Here is a 24,811-nt window from a genome sequence, read left to right on the forward strand (position 1 = left end):
GAATGAAAGCACTGACTGTACTGACGGCAGGCCTGCTGGCGCTGTCCGCCAGCGCCTTTGCGGAGAGTAAAACCAGCGTTGTGCTGGTGCACGGCGCGTTTGCCGACGGCAGCAGCTGGAATAAGGTGATTACCTTGTTGCAGAAACAGCACGCAGAGGTCATTGCCGTGCAGCTGCCGCTCACGTCGCTAAAAGATGACGTAGCCGCCACCCGGCGGGCCATCGCCCGCGCCCAGGGGGATGTGGTGCTGGTAGGCCACTCCTGGGGCGGCACCGTGATTAGCGAGGCAGGCAACGATGCGCGGGTAAAATCGCTGGTTTACGTGGCGGCATTTGCGCCGGATTCCGGCCAGTCGACGGCGGATCTGGCAGGAAGCTTCCCCGCGCCGCCGGGCAGCGCGGACATTGCCAAAACGTCGGACGGCTATTTATATCTGCCAACGGACGCCGTCAGGAAGGATTTCGCGCCTGACGTGAAACCGGGTGAACAACAGACCATTGCGGCCACGCAGGGGCCAATAAAGGGCGAAGCTTTCGCAGAAAAAGTGACTCACGCCGCGTGGCACAACAAACCGAGCTGGTATGTGGTGAGTCAGAATGACCGGATGATTAACCCGGCGCTTGAACGCGCGATGGCGAAGACGATCCACGCGAAAACCACCGAGGTGGCGGCGAGCCATGTGTCGATGGTGAGCCAGCCGCAGATCGTTGCCCGGACGATTGAGCAGGCGATTGAAGCAAAGTAATTTTTTGCGAATTGTAGGCCGGGTAAGCGCAGCGCCACCCGGCAAAAAACAGCCTCAGCCGCCCCTCTCCGCGGGATAATCCCGATTAATCCACGCGTGGTCCTCCTCCCAGGTGAACATCCATTTGCGCATCGGCCCGGCCATCACGTTGAGGTAATAGCTGTCATACCCGGCCATCGTCGCCACCGGATGGTAGCCCTTCGGCACCATGACCACATCGCGGTTATAGACCGCCATGCACTCATCCAGCGCTCTGTCGTCGGTGTAAACGCGCTGCATGCAGAACCCCTGCTCCGGGTTGAGGCGATGGTAGTAGGTCTCTTCCAGGTAGGTCTCCTGCGGCGGGTTATCCGTGTCGTGCTTATGGCTCGGATACGAACTGGTGCAGCCCTCACTGGTCCACACCTCCACCACCAGCAGGCTGTCGGCGGGTTTGTCTTCCGGCAGAATGTTGTGCACGTAGCGCTGGTTGTGGCCTTTGCCGCGCGCCTCACCCTCGATATCCTGCGGGGCAATCAGCCGCGTAGGGTACGTGCCTTTGCCGGGGGCGGCGCAGACCGCCAACTCCAGCTTCGTCAGCGCCTTCACCTGGACCGTCTCCTGCGGGGTGACGTAAACCGCCCACGGCTTGATGCGCTCGAACGGGCTCATTCGCTCGCCGATGTCGTTAAACTGCGCGGAAGGCGTGCTGATGGAGGCGCGTCCGGCGACCAGCACCAGGCATCGCTCTTCGCTGACCGCGGGCAGCGTCAGCTGCTGCCCCTCCTGCAGCTCATAGGCCTCAAAGCCAACATATCCCCAGCCGGCGCGTTCCGGCGTGACGGACTGGGTCCGCCCCTCCGCGTTCGGCTGTTGCCAGCGTGATAACAGACGTGACATGTTCCCTCCTCAAATCAGTCCGGCATCGCGGGCCAGGCGGCTCAGGTTGCTGTACCCCAGACGGGCGTAGGTCAGCGGATGGGCAATCGCCGGATCCTGCTCGGCCTCCACCACCAGCCAGCCGTGATAGTCCTGCGCCTTCAGCAGCCGCATAATCGGCGGGTAATCCACAGAGCCGTCGCCCGGCACGGTAAACACGCCGCTCAGCACCGCATCGAGGAAGCTGGTTTTGCGGTTTTTCACGTCCGCCAGCACGTCGGCGCGCACGTCTTTGCAGTGAACGTGGTTGATGCGCGACGCCCAGCGCTGCGCCACCGCCAGCGGATCGGCCCCGGCAAAGGTCAGATGACCGGTATCCAGCAGTAGCCCCACCGCGTCGCCGGTGTGGCTCATCAGGTTGTCCACGTCGTCGGCAGACTCAATCACCGTGCCCATATGGTGATGGTAGGCAATCTGCACGCCCTGCTGCTGGGTGTAGCGGGCAAATTCGGTGAGCTTCTCGCCATACTCCTTCCAGCGCGCCTGCGGGAAGCGCGGGCGCAGATGCACCGGGGTCTGCTGCTCGCCGTGAATGCAGCCGCTCACTTCCGCAAAGACCAGCACCTTCGCCCCCAGCTCGCGCAGCAGCGTCAGATGCGACTGCACGGCGGCGATCTCCTCCTCCACGCTGCGCTCCAGCAGGCGGCCGGAGTACCAGCCGGAAACCAGCTGCAGGTCGTGGCGCTGCAGGATGGGGCCGAGCAGGCGCGCTTCGCGCGGGAACTTATTGCCCAGCTCGAAACCGGCGAAACCGGCCTCTTTCCCTTCGCTCAGACAGGTCTCCAGCGACGTCTCCGCGCCGAGAGAAGGCAGATCGTCGTTCGTCCACGTCAGCGGGTTAATGCCTAATTGCACACTCATTGTCGTCTCCATTATGCGTGTCCGCGCTCGCGCCACCAGGCGATGAGCTGCAGGTAGTTGTCCCGGATGCGCGCCACCAGCTGCGCATCGTCAATATCGTGTTTCAGCCACGCGCGGGAGGCATCGCCAAACAGCGTGCGCCCCACGGCGAAGCCTTTTACTACCGTCTGCCCTGCTGCGGCTTTAAAGTCGGCGCGCAGCTGTTCCGCCGGAGCGTCCAGGCCGAGGATCACCACCCCGCGGCAGTGCGGATCCCGGCGTTCGATAATCTCGCTCAGCGCCGCCCAGCCGTCGGCGGAGAGCGGCGGCAGCTTCCACCAGTCCGGGTAAATGCCGAGGTTGTAGAAGCGGGAGATGGCGCGCAGGTAGAGCTCGTCGCTGCGCGGCATGCTGGCGGGCAGGATCACCTCCAGCAGCAGCTCGTGCCCGGACCGGCAGCAGGCGTGGTACACCTCGGCGATTTTCTGCTCCTGCTCCAGGCGCAGACCGTGGGCGTCTTCCGGATGGAAAAAGACCAGGCACTTCACCACGTGCTCCTGCGGCCAGCTGATAAGCTGGGTGCCGATGTTACCGTGCTCCATCTCCAGAGGCCGGGAGCCCGGCAGCTCGATGGGGCGGCCAATCCACCACCCTTCCCCGGTGATCGCGTTCAGCGCGTCCTGACCAAAGGTGCCGTCGCACAGCAGACCGGCTTTACCCTCCAGCCCGGCACGGCTCGCCGCCTCGCGGCTGGCCTGCAGGATCAGCTGCTTCAGCGCCGGAATGCGCTTAAGCGACGCGCCACACTGCATCGCCATATCCTCTAGCTGGCTGCGATGGTCGAAGGCCATTACGCACAGCTCCGACCACTCGCGGCGGCGGGTGGTAACGCGATGAAGATGGTTAAGATGCGGGTCAAGATCCGGGCGCGGCACATTGGCGGCGCGGGAGAGATAGTCATCCAGCTCGATTTTGCTCGGCATCGCCGGGGCGCAGCCGTGGCGCGAGACCACCAGCGCGCCGCAGGCGTTGGCGTAGCGGCACGCCTGCTCCCAGCCCTCGTCGTTCAGATAGCCGCGCAGCAGGCCGGACATAAACGCGTCCCCCGCCCCGAGGACGTTCAGCACCTCCACGCGCACGCCGGTCACCGTCAGGCCGTCGTCCAGACGGGGCGGAATGGCGTCTGTGTAGACCGAGCAGCCGAGCGCGCCGCGTTTGCAGACCAGCGTTGCGTCACTGACGGCGCGCACCTGCTCCAGCGCCTGCAGGGTATCCGTGCTGCCGCCCGCAATGTGAAACTCCTCTTCGGTGCCAACAATAACGTCGAAGAGGTGCAGCACCTCCTGCAGCTCGCGGGTGACCTTATCGGCGGCGATAAAGCGCGTTTCGCCGTCGCCTAAGGCGGTCAGCCCCCACAGCACCGGACGATAATCGATGTCCAGCACCGTGCGCACGCCGTGACGGCGGGCATAGCCCAGCGCCGTCAGCACCGCCTCGCGGGTCTGCGGATGAGAAAGATGCGTCCCGGTGATGGCAAGACAACGAGCGGAGGCGATGTAGCTTTCGTCCACATCGCTGGCGGTAATCGCCATATCCGCGCAGTTATCGCGATAAAAAATCAGAGGAAAGGTGTCCCGGTCTTTAATGCCGAGTAACACCAGCGCCGTGAGGCGGTCTTTATCGGTTATCAGATGGCTGGTATCGCAGCCCACCTGGTTGAGCTCTTCCCGCAGGAAGCGGCCCATATGTTCATCGCCGACGCGCGCCAGCATCGACGAACGTAAACCCTGACGCGCGGTGCCGTACGCCACGTTGCCGGACGAGCCGCCGAGATATTTGGCGAAGCTCGACGCATCCTCCAGACGGGCGCCAATCTGCTGGCTGTAGAGGTCTACCGCCACGCGGCCCATGCATATCACATCAAACTGCTTTTCCACGTTGATACCTCATCAGACAATGTCGTTCACGTTCAGCCAGCGGCCTTCCCGGTGCGAGAGTGCAATCGCGTCCAGCACGCGCGACACCTTCCAGCCCTCTTCGAAGTCCGGCCACATCGGCGCGTCGGCGGCAATCCCGTTCACCAGGTCGCGCACCTCCACTGTTTTTTGATCGTTAAAGCCAATCCCGTGGCCCGCCCCCATGCAGAACGCGGCGTAGTCCGGGTGTGACGGGCCAACGAGCAGCGTGCGGAACCCCTGACGGTTCACCGGATCGTCATGCAGATAGAGCTTCAGCTCCGCCATGCGCTCCTGGGTAAAACTGATGGCGCCCTTCGTTCCGGTAATGACATACGACAGCCCCATCTTGCGGCCGCAGGCGACGCGGGAGGTTTCAATGACGCCCTGCGCCCCACCGGCAAAACGCACCATCGCGTGGGCCTGATCCTCGTTTTCGACGGCGATCATCTCTGACGATCCGGCCTTTGCCGGGCGCGCCGGGACCACGATCTTCAGGTCGCCGCAGACCTGCTCGATATCCCCCACCAGGTACTGGGCCATATTGACGATGTGCGCCGCAAGGTCGCCCAGCGCGCCCAGCCCGGCGGTCTCTTTAAAGCAGTGCCAGTGAATGGGCGAGAGCGGGTCGGCCATATAGTCTTCGTTGTGGGTGCCGTAGAAGTGGATCACCTCGCCAATCTCGCCGCGGGCGATAATCTCCTTCGCCAGCTGCGCCGTCGGGTTCTTCATGTAGTTGAACCCCACCAGCGTTTTCAACCCGGCCCGCTTCGCGGCGTCGACCATCTCGCGCGCGTCGTGGGCGTTAAGCGCCAGCGGCTTCTCCGAATAGACGTGCTTGCCGTGGCGGATCGCCTCCAGCGCCATCTCTTTATGCAGATGGTTGGGTGAACAAATATCCACCACGTCAATGGCCGGGTCGGCCACCAGCGCCCGCCAGTCCCCGGTGGAGCGGTTGAAGCCAAACGCCTGCGCGCGCGCTGCCGCCAGCTCTGGCGTGACTTCCGCTACCATCTCACGCACCAGCCTGCCGCGCAGGTTGAACACCGTCGGGGCCTGGGCATAGGCGATAGCGTGCGCCTTGCCGATATACCCGGTGCCAATTAATCCAATACGAACCTCTTTCATCGTGATCCTCACAGTGCGCCGCGACGGCTTTTGGCATAGGTATCGAATGCCACCGCCAGAACGATAATTAATCCGGTGATAATTTGCTGGTAGTAGGCCGAGACGTTCATCAGCACCAGGCCGTTAATCAGAATGCCCATGATGATGGAGCCGATAATGGTGCCGCCGATGCGCCCGTAGCCCCCCATCAGCGAGGTGCCGCCAATCACCACCGAGGCAATAACGCGCAGCTCAAAGGAGATCCCGGCTACCGCCTCGGCGCTCCCCAGACGCGCGCTCAGGATGAAACCCGCCAGCCCCGCCAGACAGCCAATCAGCACGTAGACGCTGACCAGCACACGCTTGACGTTCACCCCCGCCAGTCGCGCCGCCTCCGGGTTGCCGCCGATGGCGTAGACGAAGCGGCCCCAGCGTGTTTTATGCAGCGCCAGATAACCGCCAATGGCGACGATGGCGAAGATCCAGATCGGAATAGAGATGCCGAGCAGCTCCCCGCGTCCCCACCAGCGGTAGCCAGGGTCGAAACCGGCGATCGGCGCACCGTCGTTAATCACCAGCGTCAGGCCGCGCCAGATGGTCATCCCACCAAGGGTGACGATAAACGGCGGCAGGCGCAGGCGGGTGACGCCCAGGCCGTGCAGGAAGCCAATCGCCGTGCCCATGGCCAGACAAATCCCCAGCCCGATTAGCCAGCTCATGCCGCCCCAGGCGTTCGGGTCGACGGTGGTGAAGTTGTCGCCCTTAATCACGTACGCCGCGGTCATGGCGCACACCGCCAGAATGGAGCCCACGGAGAGGTCGATCCCGGCGGTCAGAATAACGAAGGTCATCCCCACGGCCATGATCCCGTAGATGGACACTTCGGTCAGGATGTTGAAAATATTGCGTTCAGAGAAAAAGTTGCTGTTCTGCGACTGGAAGAAGATCAGCAGCAGGATCATGAAAATCAGCACCCCGAATCGCTCGAAGAAGGCGATGGGATCGATGCGTCCGGCGCGTTTGACCGGGGCCTGCGTTTTAGAAATCATCTGCGTCATGAGAAACTCCGTTATGCCGCGTTCAGGGCGTTGTGGTTGATGGCCATCATCGTCATCAGCCGTTCTTCGTTAGCGTCGTCACCGTGGATCACGCCGGTCACCCGGCCTTCGCTGAGGGTGATGATCCGGTCAGACACCGCCATCACTTCAGGCAGATCGGAGGAGATCACGATCACCGCTACGCCCTTTTTCGCCATGTCAAACAGCACCTGGTGCACTTCCGATTTGGTCCCCACGTCGATGCCGCGCGTCGGCTCATCGACGATCAGCACCCGTGGATTGAGCGCCATACAGCGCGCGAGGATCACTTTTTGCTGGTTGCCGCCGGAGAGCTTGCGCACCTCCTGCGCGCTGTTGACCATTTTGATCTGCAGCGCCTGGCGGTAGGACTCAATCAGATCGTCCTCTTTGCGGGTGTTCACAAACCAGCGCCACTGCAGCAGCGAGGAGAGGCAGGAGAGCGACAGGTTGTCGCGAATCGACAGCCCCAGCACCGCCCCCTCTTTTTTACGATCTTCCGGCACCAGCGCCACACCGTGGTCGAGGGCATACAGCGGATCGCGCGGCTGGTACGGCACGCCGTCCAGCTCAAAGCTCCCCGAGGTAAACGCATCAGCGCCAAACAGGCAGCGGGCCACTTCGGTACGTCCCGCGCCCACCAGCCCGGCAATGCCCAGGACCTCCCCGGCGTGGACGTGGAAACTGATGTCGTGCAGGGCGATGCCGTGCGGATCCAGCGGCGGCTTTTCGCGACTCAGTCCCTTCACCGCCAGGCGGACGGGTTTGTCTTCATGATGCGTTTCGCTGGCGGGACGACGGTTAAAGGCCACGTCGCGTCCGACCATCAGGCGGATCAGCTGTTCTACGTTGGTCTCCGCCACCGCGCCGGTGCCGGTGAAACGGCCGTCCTGGAAAACGGTGAAGCGATCGCAGAGCTGGAAAACTTCGTGCAGACGGTGGGTAACGTAAATAATGCTCACGCCGCGGTTTTTAAGCTCCCGCACCACGCGGTGCAGGCTTTCCACCTCGCTGTCGCTCAGCGCGGCGGACGGTTCGTCCATAATGATTAACCGGGCGTTGAGGGTCAGCGCCCGGGCGATCTCCACCATCTGCTGCTGGGCGACGCTCAGGCGGGCGACAGGCGTGGTCGGCGCAACGTTCAGCTGCAGGTAATCGAGGATGACCTGCGCCTCCTGGTTTACCGCCTTTTCGTCGACGATCAGGTTACGTTTACGCGGCTCGCGCCCGAGAAACATGTTTTCCGCGACGGTCATGTTGGGCAGAAGGTTGAATTCCTGATAGATGGTAATAATGCCCTTGTTCTGGCGCTCCACCGGGGAGTCGTCCACCGGCAGCGTTTCGCCGTTGAACCAGATATCCCCGCGCGTTTGCGGCTGCGCGCCCGCGAGCGCCTTCAGCAGCGTAGATTTCCCCGCCCCGTTTTCCCCCAGCAGGGCGTGAATTTCTCCGCTGCCGACGGTCAGCTGAGCGCTGCTCAGCGCCCAGACGCCGGAAAAGCTTTTTGCCAGGTCGGTCACTTTCAGTAAGGGTTGCGACATCAGTCTGCTCCTCCTCATGATGAGCCGCCAAAGGCGGCTCGGGACATATTAGTTACCGGCCTCACCGATACGCTCAGCCTGCTGCAGGTTCTCTTTGGTGATAAGCGTTGGCGGATAGTCGGCCCCGGTGATGGCTTTTTTCTCGCGCACGTTGGCCACCAGCTGGCTCATCGCCGTCTGCACCGCAAAGCCCGGGCGCTGATCCGCCGTTACCGCCAGCCAGCCGTCGCGCACGCGGGCCAACGCTTCCGGCACCGCATCGAAGCCGGTCACGAGGATCTCGCCCGGCTTCACGCCCTGGCTCTGCAGCGCTTCAATCGCGCCCAGCGCCATATCGTCGTTGGCGGAGAGGATCACCTGCGGGCGCTTCGGCAGCGAAGGCAGCACGCTTTCAACAATGCGCATCCCTTCCGAACGCATCCAGTTCCCGGTCTGATCGGCGACGATCTTGTACTTATCCCCGCCCGCCTTCAGGCTGTCGCGGATCCCTTTGGTGCGTTCAATATTGGAGGAAGAACCCGGCTGGCCGGTGAGGAGAATGATGTCCGCGCCGTTGGGGAATTTGGTTTTAACGAAGTCGCCAACCGCCTGGCCGCCCTTGTAGTTGTTGGCGCCGAAGTGCGGCACTTTCTTCTGGCTATCGACGGAGCGGTCGAGGGTGACGATCGGCAGTTTCGCATCCTGAATTTCATCCACCGCGCTGGAGACCGCGTTCACGTCGTTCGGGGAGACGATAAAGCCCTGCGCCCCGCGGGTGATGGCGTTTTCCAGGTCAGCCACCTGCTTCGGTGAACTGCCCTGCCCGTCCAGCACCTGAAGCTTCACGCCCATCTCTTTTGCGGCTTTCACCGCCGTGCGCTGCATGTGAACTTCAAACGGCATGGCCAGGTTTGGCGTACTGAAAACAATTTGCTCGTTTTCGGCGAGGGCGGCCCCGGACGTCATGGCGATGAGGGCGGCTACGATCAGTTTTTTCATTATTATGTCTCTCTGTGTAGGGTTGTTGTGTTTAGAGGACGATCTCGCGCTGGCTGCGCAGCGACTCCAGCGCTTTATCCGCGAGGTACAGCGCACGTTCACCATCATCGCCGCTGCAGTCAGGCACCGCTTCGCCGCGCAGGACCGCAACAAAGTGTTCCCATTCCGCGGCGTAAGCGGATTTGTAGCGCTGCAGGAAGAAGTGTTCCGGCAGCGCGCTGGTGCAGCCCTGTTTGCCGTAGTGCTGCACCTGGTTTTCAAGAATGTTGCCCGCGCACAGCAGCCCTTCGGAGCCGTGCAGCTCCAGGCGCTGGTCGTAGCCGTAAGATGAACGGCGGCTGTTAACGATGGTCGCCATCGCGCCGGAGGCATATTTCAGAACGATAAACGCGGTATCGATATCCCCCGCCTCGCCAATCGCCGGATCCACCAGATTACTGCCCTGGGCATACACCGACACCGGCTCTTCGCCCATGATGAAGCGTGCCATGTCAAAGTCATGAATGGTCATATCGCGGAACATGCCGCCGGAAACGCGCACGTACTCAGCAGGCGGCGGGGACGGGTCGCGGGAGATGATCAGCAGCGATTCCGGCTTGCCGATGCGCCCGGCCTGCGCGTCGGTTTTCACGCGGCGGAACTGCGGGTCAAAGCGGCGGTTAAAGCCAATGAAAAGCGGCACGTCGTACTCTTTAACCACTTTCAGGCAGTCGCGCACGCGGGCGAGGTCGAGGTGTACCGGCTTTTCACAGAAGATGGCCTTGCCGTGGCGGGCGGACATTTCAATGAGGTCCGCGTGGGTATCGGTCGCGGAGGCGATCAGCACGGCGTGAACGTTAGGGTCGGTCATCGCCTCATCCAGGCACTGCTGGCGGGCCTGATACTGCGCGGCGAGACGGGTGGCAAATTCCTGATTGGGGTCAACCACGGACCAGAGCGTGGTCGCGCCGTGGCTGGCGATGTTAGCTGCATGTACCTGGCCAATTCGGCCAGCGCCCAGTAAAGCAATGTTAAACATAACGGCTCCCGGTGTTGGTGAATGCTGTGAACTAACGACCCTATAAATAAAACATTTATTTCATTTTTATAAATAGTGAAAATTATGTTTTTGAGTGTGGGTTAACACTTTTGAGATGAATGAGATAAATTTTGTTATCAATCTCACAACATTGCGGGAGATGTGCCCCTCACCCTAACCCTCTCCCCAAAGGGGAGAGGGGACGGTACGGCGCGGTCTTTTCTCCCTCTCCCCTTTGGGGAGAGGGCTGGGGTGAGGGGAAAAATAAAAATGAAATGAAAATTTCGTTACGGCAGGAAAACTCAATACTGGCGGGCTTTTTTCACCTGCGCCTGGGTTTGCTCAGCGGCCTCACGCACGGCAGACGACGCCGCCACCTGCGCATCACCGGTTCGCCACCAGGAGGCGTAATCGTGGGTCATGGTCTTCGGCAGCACCTTGATGTCCAGCAGCGTCGGGCCCGGATGCGCGCGTGACGCCTCCAGCGCCGCCAGCAGGCTTTGCTCATCGTTCACCCGCCACGCGCGGCAGCCGTAGCTTTCCGCGTTTTGCGCAAAGTCGACCTTCACCAGCGGCCCGTCAAGCCGCCCGGTTTCCGGGTTGCGCCGACGGTTTTCCGTGCCAAAGCTGCCCATGCCGTGCCCCATCTGCAGGTTGTTAATGCAGCCGAAGCTTGCGTTATCAAACAGCAGAACGGTGACCTTAATCCCCTCCTGCACCGCGGTTTGCAGCTCGGAGTGCAGCATCATGTAGGAGCCATCCCCCACCATGGCGTACACCGGCAGTCCGGGTCGGGCGAGCTTCGCGCCGATGGCCGCCGCAATCTCGTAGCCCATGCAGGAGTAGCCGTACTCCAGGTGATAGCTGTCCGGCGTTTTGACCTGCCAGAGGCGCTGTAAATCCCCTGGCAGCGAACCGGCCGCGCCCACCACGATGGCGTTATCTTCAACATGCTGGTTGATCAGCCCCAGTACCCGCGTCTGGGTCAGGCGGGTGTTGAGCGTCTCGCCGTATTCCGCTAACTGCGCATCCAGATGCCCCGCCACTTCGGGCGCGTCGTCAGGACGCCACTGGCGATCCCACAGGCGACGGCACTCGTCGCGCCAGGCGGATTTCGCATTAGCGACCGCCTCTCCCCAGCCGCTGCGATACTCCTTGAGCAAGTGGGTCAATGCCTGGAGCCCGGTTTGGGCATCGGCAATTAGAGCTGTGGCGTCCAGCTTCAGGGCGTCGAACTCGGCCACGTTCAGCAGCAGGAATTCGACGTCCGGGTGGGAAAAGAGCGCCTTGGAGCCGGTGGTAAAGTCGGTCAGGCGCGTGCCGACGCCAATCACTAAATCCGCCTGTGGCGCGAGCTGGTTGGCGGCCATTCCCCCCGTCACCCCTACGCCGCCCAGGTTAAGTGGGTGGTCACTTACCAGCGCCCCCTTTCCGGCCTGGGTTTCTGCAAACGGCAGCCGCAGCGTCTCGACGAATTCGCGAAACGCCTCATGCGCGCCGGAATAGCGCACGCCGCCGCCGCACACCACCAGTGGACGACGCTTGCGGGCGATTAGCGCCCGCGCCTGCGCCAGACGCTGCGGGTCAGGCGGACGGCGCTCGATGTGGTGCACGCGACGCGCGAAGAAGCTCAGCGGGTAGTCCCAGGCTTCCCCCTGCACGTCCTGCGGCAGGCAGATGGTCACCGCGCCGGTATTGGCGGGGTCAGTAAGCGTTCGCATCGCGCTTAGCATGGCGCTCATCAGTTGCTCGGGGCGGTTGATGCGGTCCCAGTAGCGGGAGACCGGACGGAAGCAGTCGTTGGTGCTGATGCTGAGGTCGTGATACTGCTCGATCTGCTGCAGCACCGGGTCCGGCTGGCGGCTGGCGTAGATATCGCCCGGCAACAGCAGCAGCGGGATGCGGTTCGCCGTGGCGGTGGCCGCGGCGGTCACCATATTGGCGGCACCCGGCCCGACGGAGGAGGTGACGGCAAAAATGCGCTGACGGCGGTGCTGTTTGGCGAATCCCGTCGCCATATGGGCAATACCCTCCTCGTTGCAGCCCTGCATCACCTGCAGATGGCCCGGATCCTGCTCCAGCGCCTGGCCGATACCCAGCACGTTGCCGTGCCCAAAGATGGTGGCGACGCCCTCCACGAAGGGCGTTTCGTTGCCATCTACGCTGACGTACTGTTGATTCAGGAACCGGACCAGCGCCTGGGCCATGGTCATACGTTCGGTTTGCATAAAACCTCCTGTCAGCCCAGCGTCGGCATGGAGAACGCAGCGCCTGTCTCCTGCTGCATTTCCGGCCAGCGCGCGGTGATGGTTTTCATTCGGGTGTAGAAGCGCACGCCGTCGTTGCCGTGGACGTTGAGCGCGCCAAAGATAGAACGCTTCCAGCCGCCGAAGCTGTGGAATGCCATCGGCACCGGGATCGGCACGTTGACCCCCACCATGCCCGCCTGCACTTCTTCACAGAAGCGGCGCGCGCAGCCGCCGTCGCGGGTGAAGATCGCCGAGCCATTACCATATTCATGGCGGTTAATCATATCCACCGCGCTGGCGTAATCTGCTACGCGCACCACAGAAAGCACCGGGCCGAAAATTTCTTCTTTATAGATGGTCATCTCCGGGGTGACGTTATCGAACAGCGTCGGCCCGACGAAGTAGCCCTGCTCGTGCCCCTTCACGCTGAAGCCGCGACCGTCCACGCGAAGTTTCGCCCCTTGCGCTTCCCCACTGTCGATATAGCCCAGCACCTTATTGCGGTGTGCGGAAGAGATGAGCGGTCCCATTTCGTTTTCCGGCGACTGGTCCAGACCCGGCCCGACGCGCAGCGCGGCAATCTGTTTCTCCAGCCGGGCGCAGAGGTCATCGGCGGTGTTATCCCCCACCGCCAGCACCACCGAGAGCGCCATGCAGCGCTCGCCCGCCGCGCCGTAGGCCGCGCCCATGATGGCGTTGGTCGCCATTTCCATGTCGGCATCCGGCATTAAAATACAGTGGTTTTTCGCGCCGCCCAGCGCCTGACAGCGCTTACCGTGGGCGGAAGCGGTCTGGTAAATGTATTCCGCAATCGGCGTTGAGCCGACAAAGCTCACCGCCTGCACGCGCGGGTCGGTCAGGAGCACGTCAACGGACTCTTTATCGCCCTGCACCACGTTGAACACGCCGTCGGGCAGGCCAGCCTCTTTCAGCAGCTGCGCCAGCGCCAGCGCCAGCGAAGGATCTTTTTCCGACGGTTTCAGCACGAAGGTGTTGCCGGTAGCCAACGCAATCGGGAACATCCACATCGGCACCATCGCCGGGAAGTTAAACGGCGTGATCCCGACGCAAACCCCAATCGGCTGCATCAGCGAGTGGCTGTCGACGCCGGTACCGACGTTCGCCGAGTGTTCGCCCTTTTGCAGATGCGGGATGCCGCAGGCAAACTCCACCACTTCCAGGCCGCGGGTCAGTTCGCCCACCGCGTCGGAGAAGACTTTGCCGTGCTCTTCGCTGATGATGCGGGCCAGTCGCTCCATGTTCTCTTCCAGCAGCGCCTTGAAGCGGAACATCACGCGCGCGCGCTTAAGCGGAGCATGGCGCGCCCACGCCGGAAACGCCTGCTGCGCGGCGGCAATGGCCTGTTCGGTTTCCTGCGCCGTACTCATCACCACCTGGCGGATCTGCTCGCCGGTGGCCGGGTTGAAGATCGCCTGAACGCGCTGGCCTGAACCGGTTACACATTCGCCGTGAATAAAATTCGCTACCGTCTCCATCCTTAACCTCTCGCTGTTGATACGTGACTGTGACTGAACACTGTGTACAGAACACTATATATGAAACAAATATTCCATTTTAAGTTGAAATAAAATAAATGATGATTATTGTGATCAAGGATGGATTTTTATGTTAACAGCCAACAACACTGACACCGCGTGCGCTATTAAGGAATTTCGGGCGAGGAAATGACTGAAGTTTCTGTTTCATTTTTGCTGCCAGATGGATGGCCGACATTTAAAAGACGCGGTTTTGCGTTTAGAATCATAAGACTGTATTTGGGGGATAAGATGACGACAGCAACCAGCCTGAACGAACTGCAGCAGCAAATCCGCGATCGCTACGATAGCCTGAGCAAGAGGCTGCAGCAGGTCTCCCGCTACGTGCTGGATAACACCAACAGCGTGGCCTTTGATACGGTTGCCGTCATTGCCGAGCGCGCCGACGTGCCGCCCTCGACGCTGATCCGCTTTGCCAACGCCTTTAACTTCACCGGCTTCAACGAAATGAAACAGCTGTTTCGCATGAACCTGGTAGAAGAGACAGCCAGCTACAGCGACCGCGCCCGGCTGTTCCGCGAAATGGAGAGCGAGGCCGTGCCGGAGACACCGCTCGATATCCTGCAGGAATTCGCCCGTTCAAACGCGCAGGCGCTGCAGCAGCTGGCCGCCCGCGCCGAACCGGAAATGCTGGAGCGCGCGGTACAACTGCTGGCCGACGCCGATACCATCTACATTGCCGGACTGCGCCGCTCCTTTAGCGTTGCGGCCTACCTCACCTACGCCCTGAGCCACCTCGAGTGCCGCCCTATCCTGCTCGACGGCATGGGCGGCATGCTGCGCGAGCAGATCAGCCGTATTAAGGCGCGGGACATTGTGGTGTCGATCAGCTTCTCGCCGTACGCGGAAGAAACGGTGATGGTCAGCGAAACCGCCGCCAGCGTCGGCGCGCGGCAGATTGTGATTACGGACAGCCAGATAAGCCCGCTGGCGACGTTTAGCGATCTTTGCTTTGTAGTGAAAGAGGCGCAGGTGGATGCGTTCCGGTCTCAGTCGGCAACACTGTGCCTGGTGCAGTCGCTGGTGGTGGCGCTGGCGTATCGGCTGGGGGGAAAATAATTATGATGAATATTAAGAATATGTTTATGATTTGTTATAGCGTAATGAAAAATAAAAATTAATATTTTTGACTATTTATTCCATAAAACATTTGCAATAATGTTTATATAGAGTGATAGCAGCATAATATTATCACTCTATATCCAAAAAAAATCACATCTAAATAATATCCGAGAGAATAATTATAAAATTATTAGGCCATCAATTATTTCATTAATATCGCTGTATTCATCCTCATTATAATTATTACCCCCAAACTCTTTTAATTCTTTTATAAGAACGTTAAAATCTTCATTATTTGTCAAGACTCCTAAAGATACCGCATTGAATCTCGCTAATAATTGGGCCCTCAGAAAATTCGGTAATCGACGACCTATAACGCGGGCAAAACCAATTAACTCACCTTGTTGCTCATCAAAATAATTAGCACAGATAATTGCATGATGTGCCCAAATGTTAATATTCCTATTATTTGAATGAATGTCTGCCAAAATATTCCTTTGAAGATTAACCAAACCTTGCATGATATCATGCCTTTTAGAGCATAATTCAATACGATTTAACCCCAAAAGATTAATACTGATATTCGCCAATAACTTCTTATATCTGCTCAACTTTTTTTTTGCAGATACCTTAATATAGAAAGAACCTTCTATATTTATTTTTTGCTTATAACTGAACAACGTCATAGGGTCATCAATATACGGATTATAGAGCAATGGTTTTTCATCCTTAATATTCATAATCGCCCCCTTCCCTATTCTTGGATCAACACGCACTCCTTCTTTTTTAATGAATTTTACCGGAAAAAAATTTTTCTTACCAAACGGCATATTATACACTAATTTTTTCCCAACAACAACAACCCCTCCATTAATCCCCTTATTACAAACTGAGCAGGATGGTAAAAGATTCCTATAATCATTACCATGGTAAAAATAACCACACTCAACCACACCAATATTACTTGGAGCAACAGAATAATTAGATTTTTTATTTAAAATAAATTCACTATCTCGTATATCAACTCTTTTTTTAGGTCTATAGTGCTCAATTTCTAATTGACTTACACCAGTCACTCTAACTCCACAATAGGCACACCGACCCTTTGTCAAACCTCTGAGATTTTTTTTATTAGATTGATTTTCATATCCTGAAAAATCAAAAGAAAAAGTTGCTAACGATGCTCTTTGTCGAAATATTTGAATATTTTTTATTAATACCCCCCTGTATTCAATAGTAGATGAATCCATGTTCTTTGGAATTGGATTTAGATAGTTAATTTTAATCATCTTTATCCACCTTAACTAATAAATTGGTGATTTCGTCAAAGTTAGGATTTTTATATTTTGATAAGTAGGCATCCACAGCAGAATAAGCTATTAAATCTCTATAAGTCTTACCAAAATACCCTAACTTTCCAAGTTGCTTTCTTAGTTTCCGGACTTCATCTTTATTGTCATGATTTAACGCTTGATAATAGTTTGATATAACATCATTAGCATGTTCATAACATAATGACATTAGACCAAATATTGGACTTGACAAAATTTGCTCAGTCGTAAGTTCGCTATGGTCGGGAAGATTTTTTCTTATTGTAACATCATCACCAAGAGGGTCTCTTTCTAAAAGAACTACAACATCTCCTTTTTCTGAGGAACTAAGAACCATTGGATCATGAGTAGTAAATACAAATAAAACCTCAGGAAAACTATTTTTTAGAGTAGCTATGATATTTTTTTTAAATTTTGGATGTAAATGAAGCTCTACCTCATCAATTAATACAACAGTAGAACTTAATAAGTGATATATTTCAGATATATTTACTCTTTGATACAGCTTAGAGAAATGATTTAAAATTAATCCAAATATTGACAATATAGAGTTATAGCCACTACTTAATTCATTGAGATACCTCGTTCCTGTTCTATTTTTAATTAATATATTCTTATTTTTATACTCAAGTGTAGTTCCATTTGAGAACTCCAGCAGTTTCATAATATGCTTTAAAGTCCAATCGACGATCGCATAATCCTGATCATTGATATTTAAAAATTCAGTTAAATATTTTGCACCTTTGCTTGAACTCCGAGAATCGTTAATATCAATCAAATGACAATGTTCTTTAGATTTACGACTTCTATTTCTATTGTGTTGATGAAAAAAAACAGGATCGTTAATAAATTTTATTTTATAACCAACATCCTGTTGTTGATGATAGTTATTTGATAAACTCATTGCATTTTTTTTATAATTATCTTTCAATCCTCTTTTCAGCAACTCAAGCAAGGTTGTTTTGCCAACACCATTTTCACCAACAATTATTATTGATGATTTGCCATTAAAATCAAGTCGTTGAATGCCAAGAAAATTTCTAACACCATAAAACTCAATAAATTCAAGTCCCGAAAATCTATTAAACACCTTTCGCTGACTGTTATTTAAAAGATTAAAAGTATCCTTTCTAAAGAGTATTTTTGAATCCAAAATCTCAGGGTAAATTTCGTATTTTTTATGTATAATTGGTAAAACCAACCTCATTAAATATACGCGATCATTATTAAATGAATTGCTGAATATGAATGCTATATCCACGGGGTGATTTATATCAAAATTTTCTACTATCTGATTTTTATCAAAGTTTGATAATGGTTTGGATGTAGCTAAAGCTATTATAGATTGATTCCTAACAATTTCGTCGCGCCTTCTCTCTACCAATTTAATTCTGTTTAATGCAAACAAATCAATTGTACGTTCGGCACGAACAGTTTTAGGCATCAAATACCCTGAACGTGAATATTCGAAATGGAGATGTACAGGTTCCAACGTGGGCAATAGAATTTCTGGTTGGAACGAAAGTATACGATTTAAATTGGAAGGCCTAATATTTTCAAACCTTTTTATATATTTTACATTCCCCTGCCCATAATTACTTTTACATTGATGACATAAAACAATAGAGCATCTTATGTCATTAAACATCCACAGATTATGCCCTGAACCATCATGCAAGAATGCTGGAACAATATCAGCATCGCTCTCACCGCAGTAAAAACAAGGGGTTAAGATTCCGCTAATTGAATGTTTAAAAAGCGCAACGGAGTACTCTTGAGCATTTCGAAAATTACTTTGATTTCGAACATTGTGAAAATATTTGTTCTCATTGTGAGATAATGACAAGATCTCATTTTGCTCTGGCTCGCGGAATCTTTCACTAAGGATATCAAGTTTGATAGGCAACATAGACGCTTAATCGACCATATATAAAAAGCATTTGAATGCTATATTAAGTACTTAAGTAAGTGTCATATGTCAATAGTAATTTATAAAAATATGATTTAAGTTATTAACTGTATAAATGAAATTAATTTAGAGTAAAAAAAACCCGCAATTATGCGGGTTTGTATTTTATATAGAAATGCAGGATCATTCCCACTCAATCGTAGCCGGTGGCTTACCGCTGATGTCATACACCACGCGGGAAATACCGTTTACTTCGTTGATGATGCGGTTAGACACGCGGCCTAAGAAGTCATACGGCAGGTGCGCCCAGTGCGCGGTCATGAAGTCGATGGTTTCCACCGCACGCAGGGAAACAACCCAGTCGTACTTGCGGCCATCGCCCATTACGCCAACGGAGCGAACCGGCAGGAACACGGTGAACGCCTGGCTCACTTTGTTGTACAGGTCAGCTTTGTGCAGCTCTTCGATGAAGATAGCGTCCGCACGACGCAGCAGGTCGCAGTACTCTTTCTTCACTTCGCCCAGCACGCGCACGCCCAGACCCGGGCCCGGGAACGGGTGACGGTAGAGCATGTCGTACGGCAGACCCAGTTCCAGACCGATCTTACGCACTTCGTCTTTAAACAGCTCGCGCAGCGGTTCAACCAGACCCATCTTCATCTCTTTCGGCAGGCCGCCCACGTTGTGGTGAGATTTGATGACATGTGCTTTACCGGTTGCGGAGGCCGCAGACTCGATCACGTCCGGGTAGATGGTGCCCTGCGCCAGCCACTTCACGTCTTCCAGCTTCAGCGCTTCTTCGTCGAAGACTTCAACGAACACGCGGCCGATGATCTTACGTTTCGCTTCCGGATCGTTCTCGCCTTTCAGCGCGTCCAGGAAGCGCTGCTCGCCTTCCACGTGAACGATGTTCAGACCGAAGTGGTCGCCGAACATGTCCATAACCTGCTGAGCTTCGTTCAGACGCAGCAGGCCGTTGTCCACGAACACGCAGGTCAGGTTTTTGCCGATGGCGCGGTGCAGCAGCATTGCGGTTACGGAGGAGTCCACGCCGCCGGAAAGGCCGAGGATCACTTTGTCATCGCCAACCTGCTGGCGGATACGCTCAACGGCGTCGTCGATGATTTTAGCCGGGGTCCACAGGGCTTCACACTGGCAGATGTCACGCACGAAGCGCTCCAGCATGCGCATACCCTGACGGGTGTGGGTCACTTCCGGGTGGAACTGCACGCCGTAGAAGCGTTTTTCTTCGTTCGCCATGATGGCGAATGGGCAGCTTTCGGTGCTGGCAACGGTCACGAAGTCAGGCGGGATAGCGGTGACTTTGTCGCCGTGGCTCATCCACACGTCCAGCAGCGGCTTGCCGTCTGCGGTCAGGGAGTCTTCGATACCGCGCACCAGCGCACTGTCGGTGACCACTTCTACCTGCGCATAGCCGAACTCGCGCTCGTTAGAGCCTTCTACGTGGCCGCCCAGCTGCATTGCCATGGTCTGCATGCCGTAGCAAACGCCGAATACCGGCACGCCAGCTTCGAACACGTACTGCGGCGCGCGCGGGCTGTTCTCTTCGGTAGTGCTTTCCGGGCCGCCGGACAGGATGATGCCGCTTGGATTGAATTCGCGAATCTGTGCTTCCGTGACATCCCACGCCCACAGCTCACAGTAAACGCCCAGTTCACGTACGCGACGCGCCACCAGCTGAGTGTACTGAGAACCGAAGTCCAGGATGAGAATGCGATGTTTATGAATGTTTTCCGTCATTGACGCTAATTCCGAGGCAAGTGAAACAAAAACAGAGCGCCCGGCAGAAGCCGGGCGCGGAAACTTATCAGGAGCCCAGACGGTAGTTCGGGGACTCTTTGGTGATCGTCACGTCGTGAACGTGGCTCTCCTGGATACCCGCACCGCTGATGCGTACGAATTCCGCTTTGGTACGCAGCAGGTCAATGGTACCACAGCCTGTCAGACCCATACAGGAGCGCAGGCCGCCCATCTGCTGGTGAATGATCTCTTTCAGACGGCCTTTATAGGCAACGCGACCTTCGATACCTTCCGGCACCAGTTTGTCAGCGGCGTTATCGGTCTGGAAGTAACGGTCAGAGGAACCTTTGGACATCGCGCCCAGGGAGCCCATGCCGCGGTAAGATTTGTAAGAACGGCCCTGGAAGAGTTCGATTTCGCCCGGGGATTCTTCGGTACCGGCCAGCATGGAGCCCACCATCACGGCAGCGGCGCCCGCGGCGATCGCTTTAGCGATGTCGCCAGAGAAGCGGATACCGCCGTCAGCGATAACCGGAATACCGGTGCCTTCCAGCGCTTCAACCGCGTCAGACACGGCGGTGATCTGCGGAACGCCCACGCCGGTCACGATACGCGTAGTACAGATGGAGCCAGGACCGATACCCACTTTCACCGCGCTGCAGCCAGCGTCAGCCAGCGCGCGAGCGCCTGCGCCAGTGGCCACGTTACCGCCGATGATCTGCAGGTCAGGGTATTTGGCACGGGTATCACGAATACGTTGCAGCACGCCTTCAGAGTGGCCATGAGAGGAGTCAATCAGCAGAACGTCAACGCCCGCAGCAACCAGCGCGTCAACGCGCTCTTCGTTACCGGCACCTGCGCCAACCGCAGCGCCGACGCGCAGACGGCCATGCTCGTCTTTACAGGCGTTAGGCTTACGTTCTGCTTTCTGGAAATCTTTAACGGTGATCATGCCGCGCAGGTGGAAGCTGCTGTCGACAACCAGTGCTTTTTCAACGCGTTTTTCGTGCATTTTTGCCAGCACCACGTCGCGAGTTTCACCTTCGCGAACGGTAACCAGACGCTCTTTCGGCGTCATGTACACGCTAACAGGCTGGTTCAGGTCAGTCACGAAACGCACGTCACGACCGGTGATGATACCGACCAGCTCGTTCTCTTCGGTCACAACCGGGTAACCGGCGAAGCCGTTACGTTCGGTCAGGGCCTTCACTTCGTGCAGGGTGGTGGTTGGCAGAACGGTCTGTGGGTCAGACACGATGCCGGATTCATGTTTCTTCACGCGGCGAACTTCTTCCGCCTGACGTTCGATTGACATGTTTTTGTGAATAAAGCCAATGCCACCTTCCTGTGCCAGGGCGATAGCCAGGCGCGCTTCAGTCACGGTGTCCATTGCCGCAGAGAGCATAGGAATGTTCAGGCGAATGGTTTTCGTCAACTGCGTGCTGAGATCGGCAGTATTCGGCAGAACGGTGGAATGAGCGGGAACGAGGAGGACGTCGTCAAACGTCAGTGCTTCTTTAGCGATACGTAGCATGGGCAATATCTCTGACCTGGGTGGTTAAATATTGCCGTGGCATTATACAGAGCGTAACCGATTGCATCTACACTTTTTTGAAAAAAATGCTTGCGATCGCCCCTCAGCAGGTTACTATCGACTGAATAACTTGCTGATTTAGAATTTGATCCCGCTCACATGTTATCCTCTCAATCCCCCTCAATTTATACTGTCAGCCGCCTTAATCAGACGGTGCGTTTGCTGCTTGAGCAGGAAATGGGGCAGGTCTGGATCAGCGGTGAGATCTCTAACTTCACGCAGCCCTCCTCCGGACACTGGTACTTTACCTTAAAAGACGACACCGCCCAGGTGCGCTGCGCGATGTTCCGCAACAGCAACCGCCGCGTGACGTTCCGCCCTCAGCACGGCCAGCAGGTTCTGGTTCGCGCCAATATCACACTGTATGAACCGCGCGGTGATTATCAGATTATCGTCGAGAGCATGCAGCCTGCGGGCGAAGGTCTGCTGCAGCAGAAGTACGAACAGCTTAAAGCCAAACTCTCTGAGGAAGGTTTGTTCGACCAGCAGTTCAAAAAACCGCTGCCCTCACCTGCCCACTGTGTTGGGGTCATTACTTCGAAAACCGGTGCGGCATTGCACGATATTTTGCACGTGCTGAAGCGTCGCGACCCTTCCCTGCCCGTCATCATCTACCCGACCGCCGTTCAGGGTGACGATGCGCCAGGCCAGATTGTACGCGCCATTGAGCTGGCAAACGCCCGTCAGGAGTGCGACGTGCTCATCGTCGGGCGCGGCGGCGGCTCGCTGGAAGACCTGTGGAGCTTCAACGACGAGCGCGTGGCGCGGGCAATCTTTGCAAGTCAGATCCCTGTGGTGAGCGCCGTCGGCCACGAAACGGACGTCACGATTGCGGATTTTGTCGCGGATTTGCGCGCGCCTACGCCGTCCGCGGCGGCGGAAGTGGTCAGCCGCAACCAGCTGGAACTGCTGCGTCAGATTCAGAACGGCCAGCAGCGACTGGAGATGGCGATGGACTACTTCCTTGCCAACCGTACTCGCCGCTTTACCCAGCTTCTTCATCGTCTTCAGCAGCAGCACCCGCAGCTGCGTCTGGCGCGTCAGCAGACCGTGCTTGAGCGCCTGCGCCAGCGCATGAACTTCGCGCTGGATAGCCAGCTTAAGCGCGCCGTATCACGCCAGCAGCGCGTGACGCAGCGCCTGAACCAGCAGAACCCGCAGCCGAAAATTTATCGCGCGCAAACACGGATCCAGCAGCTGGAGTATCGTCTTGCGGAGACTGTTCGGGCGCGCCTGAGCACCACCCGCGAGCGTTTTGGCAATGCGGTGACCCATCTTGAAGCCGTCAGCCCGCTCTCCACGCTGGCGCGCGGGTATAGCGTGACAACGGCGACGGACGGCAAAGTGCTGAAGCAAACCAAACAGGTGAATACCGGTGATGTGCTGACGACGCGTCTTTCCGACGGCTGGGTAGAAAGCGAAGTGAAATCAATTAAACCGGTGAAAAAGACGCGTCAGCGTAAAACCGGATAATTCTTCGCCGGTTACTTACTATACTGCTGCTATTCCCTTTTTTAATAAGGAGAGCAGCATGCCCCATCTTCACAGCGTAATTCCCCCCTATATCCTTCGTCGTATTATCGAAAGCGGTTCCGAGCCGCAGCAGCGCTATGCCCGCCAGACGTTAACCCACGTCCAGACGCTGATGGCCCACATGCCGGGAAAACCCGCCGCGCCGCACGTGAATAAAGCCGGACAGCTGGAGCGCGATATTTACGACGCGAAGCAGACCCAGGAGTTGCCGGGTACGCAGGTGCGTTACGAAGGCCAGCCTTCAAACGGCGATGTGGCGGTGGACGAAGCCTATGATTATTTGGGTATTACTCATGATTTCTTCTGGAAAGAATATCAGCGTGATTCGCTCGATAATAAAGGGCTTATTTTGACCGGCACCGTACATTACGGCCGGGAATATCAGAACGCCTTCTGGAACGGTCAGCAGATGGTATTCGGCGACGGGGACGGGGAAATATTTAACCGCTTTACTATCGCCATCGACGTGGTGGCGCACGAGCTGAGCCACGGTGTGACCGAGACCGAAGCCGGGCTTATCTATTTTGAACAGTCGGGCGCGCTGAACGAGTCTCTGTCGGACGTGTTTGGCTCGCTGGTCAAACAGTACCATCTGAAGCAAACCGCTGATAACGCTGACTGGCTGATTGGTGAAGGGCTGCTGGCGAAAGGGATCAACGGCAAAGGGCTGCGCTCAATGTCTGAACCCGGCACCGCCTATGACGATCCGCTGCTCGGCAAAGACCCGCAGCCTGCGCACATGAAAGATTTCATTAAAACGCGCGAGGATAACGGCGGCGTGCACCTGAACTCCGGCATCCCCAACCGGGCATTTTATCTGGCTGCGACGGCGATCGGCGGCTACGCCTGGGAAAAAGCGGGATATGCCTGGTACGACACGGTTTGCGATCGCAATCTGGCGCAGGATGCGGATTTTGAGGCCTTCGCAAAACTGACGATCGCCCACGGAGAAAAACGCTCCGGCGGCGACGTTGGGGCGGCCATTAAACAAGCCTGGGAACAGGTGGGAGTGTTGTAAATGCAGGTTCCGGAACTGACGGATGACGCCGTGGTTGAGCTGGCCCGGGAAGGCGGCGTCGCTTTTATTCCCAAGCTGAGCGGGCAGCGCACCATCGCGCTCTCCTCGCTCAATGAGGCCCAGCGCCAGCGCCTGGTGAGCATCCTTGAACAGGCCTTTCCGCGCGGCCAGCCGCCAGGGCAAGCCTCTTCACCCGGCAGCGGCGACCAGCGCTATTTCCGCATCCAGATTATCTGGACCGGGCAAAATCAGGCGCACTACGCCGATATCATCGTGCTGGTGCCCGAGCAGGAAGCGCCCGAGTCGCTGGTCGAGCTGTGGCAGAAAGGCGAAGGCTGCGTGTGCGATTAACCTTCGGCCCGAACAAACTCCACGCGTTTTTTAGAGATAAGACCGTGGCCGTTCTGGCAGAAATAGTCCACCGCCCCGCAGGCTTTTAAAACCTGGAGTGGCTGATGGCACTCCGGGCAGCGGGCTTCAAGCGCAATATCCTTATTACAGCTGTCGCAGTGCGCCACCCCGTTCTGGGGCTCCAGCGGTGCCTGGCAATTCGGGCAGATAATCGTCATGGTGACTCCTTCAAAGCGTTGAGGTCTGCGATAATTTTACCACGTCGCGG

General features: G+C 56.5%; 20 protein-coding genes. 5 read left to right on the plus strand and 15 right to left on the minus strand.

Annotation, left to right across the window (positions count from 1 at the left end; all coding sequences use genetic code 11):
* Positions 1 to 2: 2 nt before the first annotated feature.
* Positions 3 to 746, plus strand: a complete 744-nt coding sequence (locus KW829_RS05500; RefSeq protein WP_218307759.1) for an alpha/beta fold hydrolase — start codon at positions 3 to 5, stop codon at positions 744 to 746.
* 54 nt (positions 747 to 800) lie between these two features.
* Here the strand turns inward: KW829_RS05500 and iolB are convergent, their stop codons facing one another.
* The 10 genes from iolB to KW829_RS05550 form a co-directional block, all read right to left on the minus strand.
* Positions 801 to 1,625, minus strand: a complete 825-nt coding sequence (gene iolB / locus KW829_RS05505; protein WP_010433877.1) for a 5-deoxy-glucuronate isomerase — start codon at positions 1,623 to 1,625, stop codon at positions 801 to 803.
* A gap of 9 nt (positions 1,626 to 1,634) precedes the next feature.
* Positions 1,635 to 2,525: a myo-inosose-2 dehydratase gene (gene iolE / locus KW829_RS05510; RefSeq protein WP_089597838.1), complete on the minus strand. Its 891-nt coding sequence runs from the start codon at positions 2,523 to 2,525 to the stop codon at positions 1,635 to 1,637.
* An 11-nt stretch (positions 2,526 to 2,536) separates the two neighbouring features.
* Positions 2,537 to 4,441: a 5-dehydro-2-deoxygluconokinase gene (gene iolC, locus KW829_RS05515; protein WP_218307760.1), complete on the minus strand. Its 1,905-nt coding sequence runs from the start codon at positions 4,439 to 4,441 to the stop codon at positions 2,537 to 2,539.
* 12 nt (positions 4,442 to 4,453) lie between these two features.
* The gene (locus KW829_RS05520) at positions 4,454 to 5,587 is read right to left on the minus strand and encodes a Gfo/Idh/MocA family protein (protein WP_218307761.1); all 1,134 of its coding nucleotides are present in this window, start codon (positions 5,585 to 5,587) and stop codon (positions 4,454 to 4,456) included.
* An 8-nt stretch (positions 5,588 to 5,595) separates the two neighbouring features.
* Positions 5,596 to 6,624: an ABC transporter permease gene (locus tag KW829_RS05525; RefSeq protein ID WP_010433895.1), complete on the minus strand. Its 1,029-nt coding sequence runs from the start codon at positions 6,622 to 6,624 to the stop codon at positions 5,596 to 5,598.
* A gap of 11 nt (positions 6,625 to 6,635) precedes the next feature.
* Positions 6,636 to 8,183 (minus strand): sugar ABC transporter ATP-binding protein, encoded by a 1,548-nt coding sequence (locus KW829_RS05530; RefSeq protein ID WP_010433898.1) that lies wholly within the window; start codon positions 8,181 to 8,183, stop codon positions 6,636 to 6,638.
* A gap of 48 nt (positions 8,184 to 8,231) precedes the next feature.
* Positions 8,232 to 9,161, minus strand: a complete 930-nt coding sequence (locus KW829_RS05535) for a sugar ABC transporter substrate-binding protein (RefSeq protein ID WP_023333011.1) — start codon at positions 9,159 to 9,161, stop codon at positions 8,232 to 8,234.
* 31 nt (positions 9,162 to 9,192) lie between these two features.
* Positions 9,193 to 10,179, minus strand: coding sequence for an inositol 2-dehydrogenase (iolG, locus tag KW829_RS05540; RefSeq protein WP_218307762.1), 987 nt, complete (start codon positions 10,177 to 10,179; stop codon positions 9,193 to 9,195).
* Positions 10,180 to 10,481: 302 nt separating this feature from the next.
* Positions 10,482 to 12,407, minus strand: coding sequence for a 3D-(3,5/4)-trihydroxycyclohexane-1,2-dione acylhydrolase (decyclizing) (gene iolD, locus KW829_RS05545; RefSeq protein ID WP_218307763.1), 1,926 nt, complete (start codon positions 12,405 to 12,407; stop codon positions 10,482 to 10,484).
* 11 nt (positions 12,408 to 12,418) lie between these two features.
* The gene (locus KW829_RS05550; RefSeq protein ID WP_218307764.1) at positions 12,419 to 13,924 is read right to left on the minus strand and encodes a CoA-acylating methylmalonate-semialdehyde dehydrogenase; all 1,506 of its coding nucleotides are present in this window, start codon (positions 13,922 to 13,924) and stop codon (positions 12,419 to 12,421) included.
* Positions 13,925 to 14,215: 291 nt separating this feature from the next.
* On the opposite strand from KW829_RS05550, the gene KW829_RS05555 reads away from it, so the two are divergent.
* On the plus strand, positions 14,216 to 15,043 hold the full coding sequence (locus tag KW829_RS05555) for a MurR/RpiR family transcriptional regulator (RefSeq protein ID WP_218307765.1): 828 nt from the start codon (positions 14,216 to 14,218) through the stop codon (positions 15,041 to 15,043).
* A gap of 182 nt (positions 15,044 to 15,225) precedes the next feature.
* Here the strand turns inward: KW829_RS05555 and KW829_RS05560 are convergent, their stop codons facing one another.
* The 4 genes from KW829_RS05560 to guaB all read right to left on the minus strand — a co-directional run bounded on the left by KW829_RS05560 (position 15,226) and on the right by guaB (position 21,581).
* Positions 15,226 to 16,335, minus strand: coding sequence for a hypothetical protein (locus KW829_RS05560; RefSeq protein ID WP_218307766.1), 1,110 nt, complete (start codon positions 16,333 to 16,335; stop codon positions 15,226 to 15,228).
* Positions 16,328 to 18,286, minus strand: a complete 1,959-nt coding sequence (locus tag KW829_RS05565; protein ID WP_218307767.1) for an AAA family ATPase — start codon at positions 18,284 to 18,286, stop codon at positions 16,328 to 16,330. Before KW829_RS05565 ends, KW829_RS05560 begins: the two co-directional genes overlap by 8 nt.
* A gap of 183 nt (positions 18,287 to 18,469) precedes the next feature.
* Entirely contained in the window at positions 18,470 to 20,047 is a 1,578-nt protein-coding gene (gene guaA, locus KW829_RS05570; RefSeq protein WP_218307768.1) for a glutamine-hydrolyzing GMP synthase, read from the minus strand.
* A 67-nt stretch (positions 20,048 to 20,114) separates the two neighbouring features.
* Positions 20,115 to 21,581: an IMP dehydrogenase gene (gene guaB, locus KW829_RS05575; protein ID WP_010433923.1), complete on the minus strand. Its 1,467-nt coding sequence runs from the start codon at positions 21,579 to 21,581 to the stop codon at positions 20,115 to 20,117.
* A gap of 159 nt (positions 21,582 to 21,740) precedes the next feature.
* Here guaB and xseA point away from each other — a divergent pair, with 159 nt between their 5' ends.
* From xseA to KW829_RS05590, 3 genes are read left to right on the plus strand one after another with little or no spacing between them, the layout of a single operon-like run.
* Complete coding sequence (gene xseA, locus KW829_RS05580; protein WP_218307769.1) at positions 21,741 to 23,114, plus strand: exodeoxyribonuclease VII large subunit; 1,374 nt, start codon at positions 21,741 to 21,743, stop codon at positions 23,112 to 23,114.
* Between the two features lie 58 nt (positions 23,115 to 23,172).
* Positions 23,173 to 24,192, plus strand: coding sequence for a M4 family metallopeptidase (locus tag KW829_RS05585; protein ID WP_089597816.1), 1,020 nt, complete (start codon positions 23,173 to 23,175; stop codon positions 24,190 to 24,192).
* A complete protein-coding gene (locus tag KW829_RS05590; RefSeq protein WP_006811517.1) occupies positions 24,193 to 24,543 on the plus strand; it encodes a protealysin inhibitor emfourin in 351 nt (116 codons plus the stop codon).
* Here the strand turns inward: KW829_RS05590 and KW829_RS05595 are convergent.
* Positions 24,540 to 24,761: a zinc ribbon domain-containing protein gene (locus KW829_RS05595; protein WP_218307770.1), complete on the minus strand. Its 222-nt coding sequence runs from the start codon at positions 24,759 to 24,761 to the stop codon at positions 24,540 to 24,542. The genes KW829_RS05590 and KW829_RS05595 overlap by 4 nt on opposite strands.
* Positions 24,762 to 24,811 lie beyond the last annotated feature (50 nt).

This window comes from Enterobacter sp. ENT02, from assembly GCF_019219165.1.
In the GTDB taxonomy this organism is placed as follows: domain Bacteria; phylum Pseudomonadota; class Gammaproteobacteria; order Enterobacterales; family Enterobacteriaceae; genus Enterobacter; species Enterobacter mori.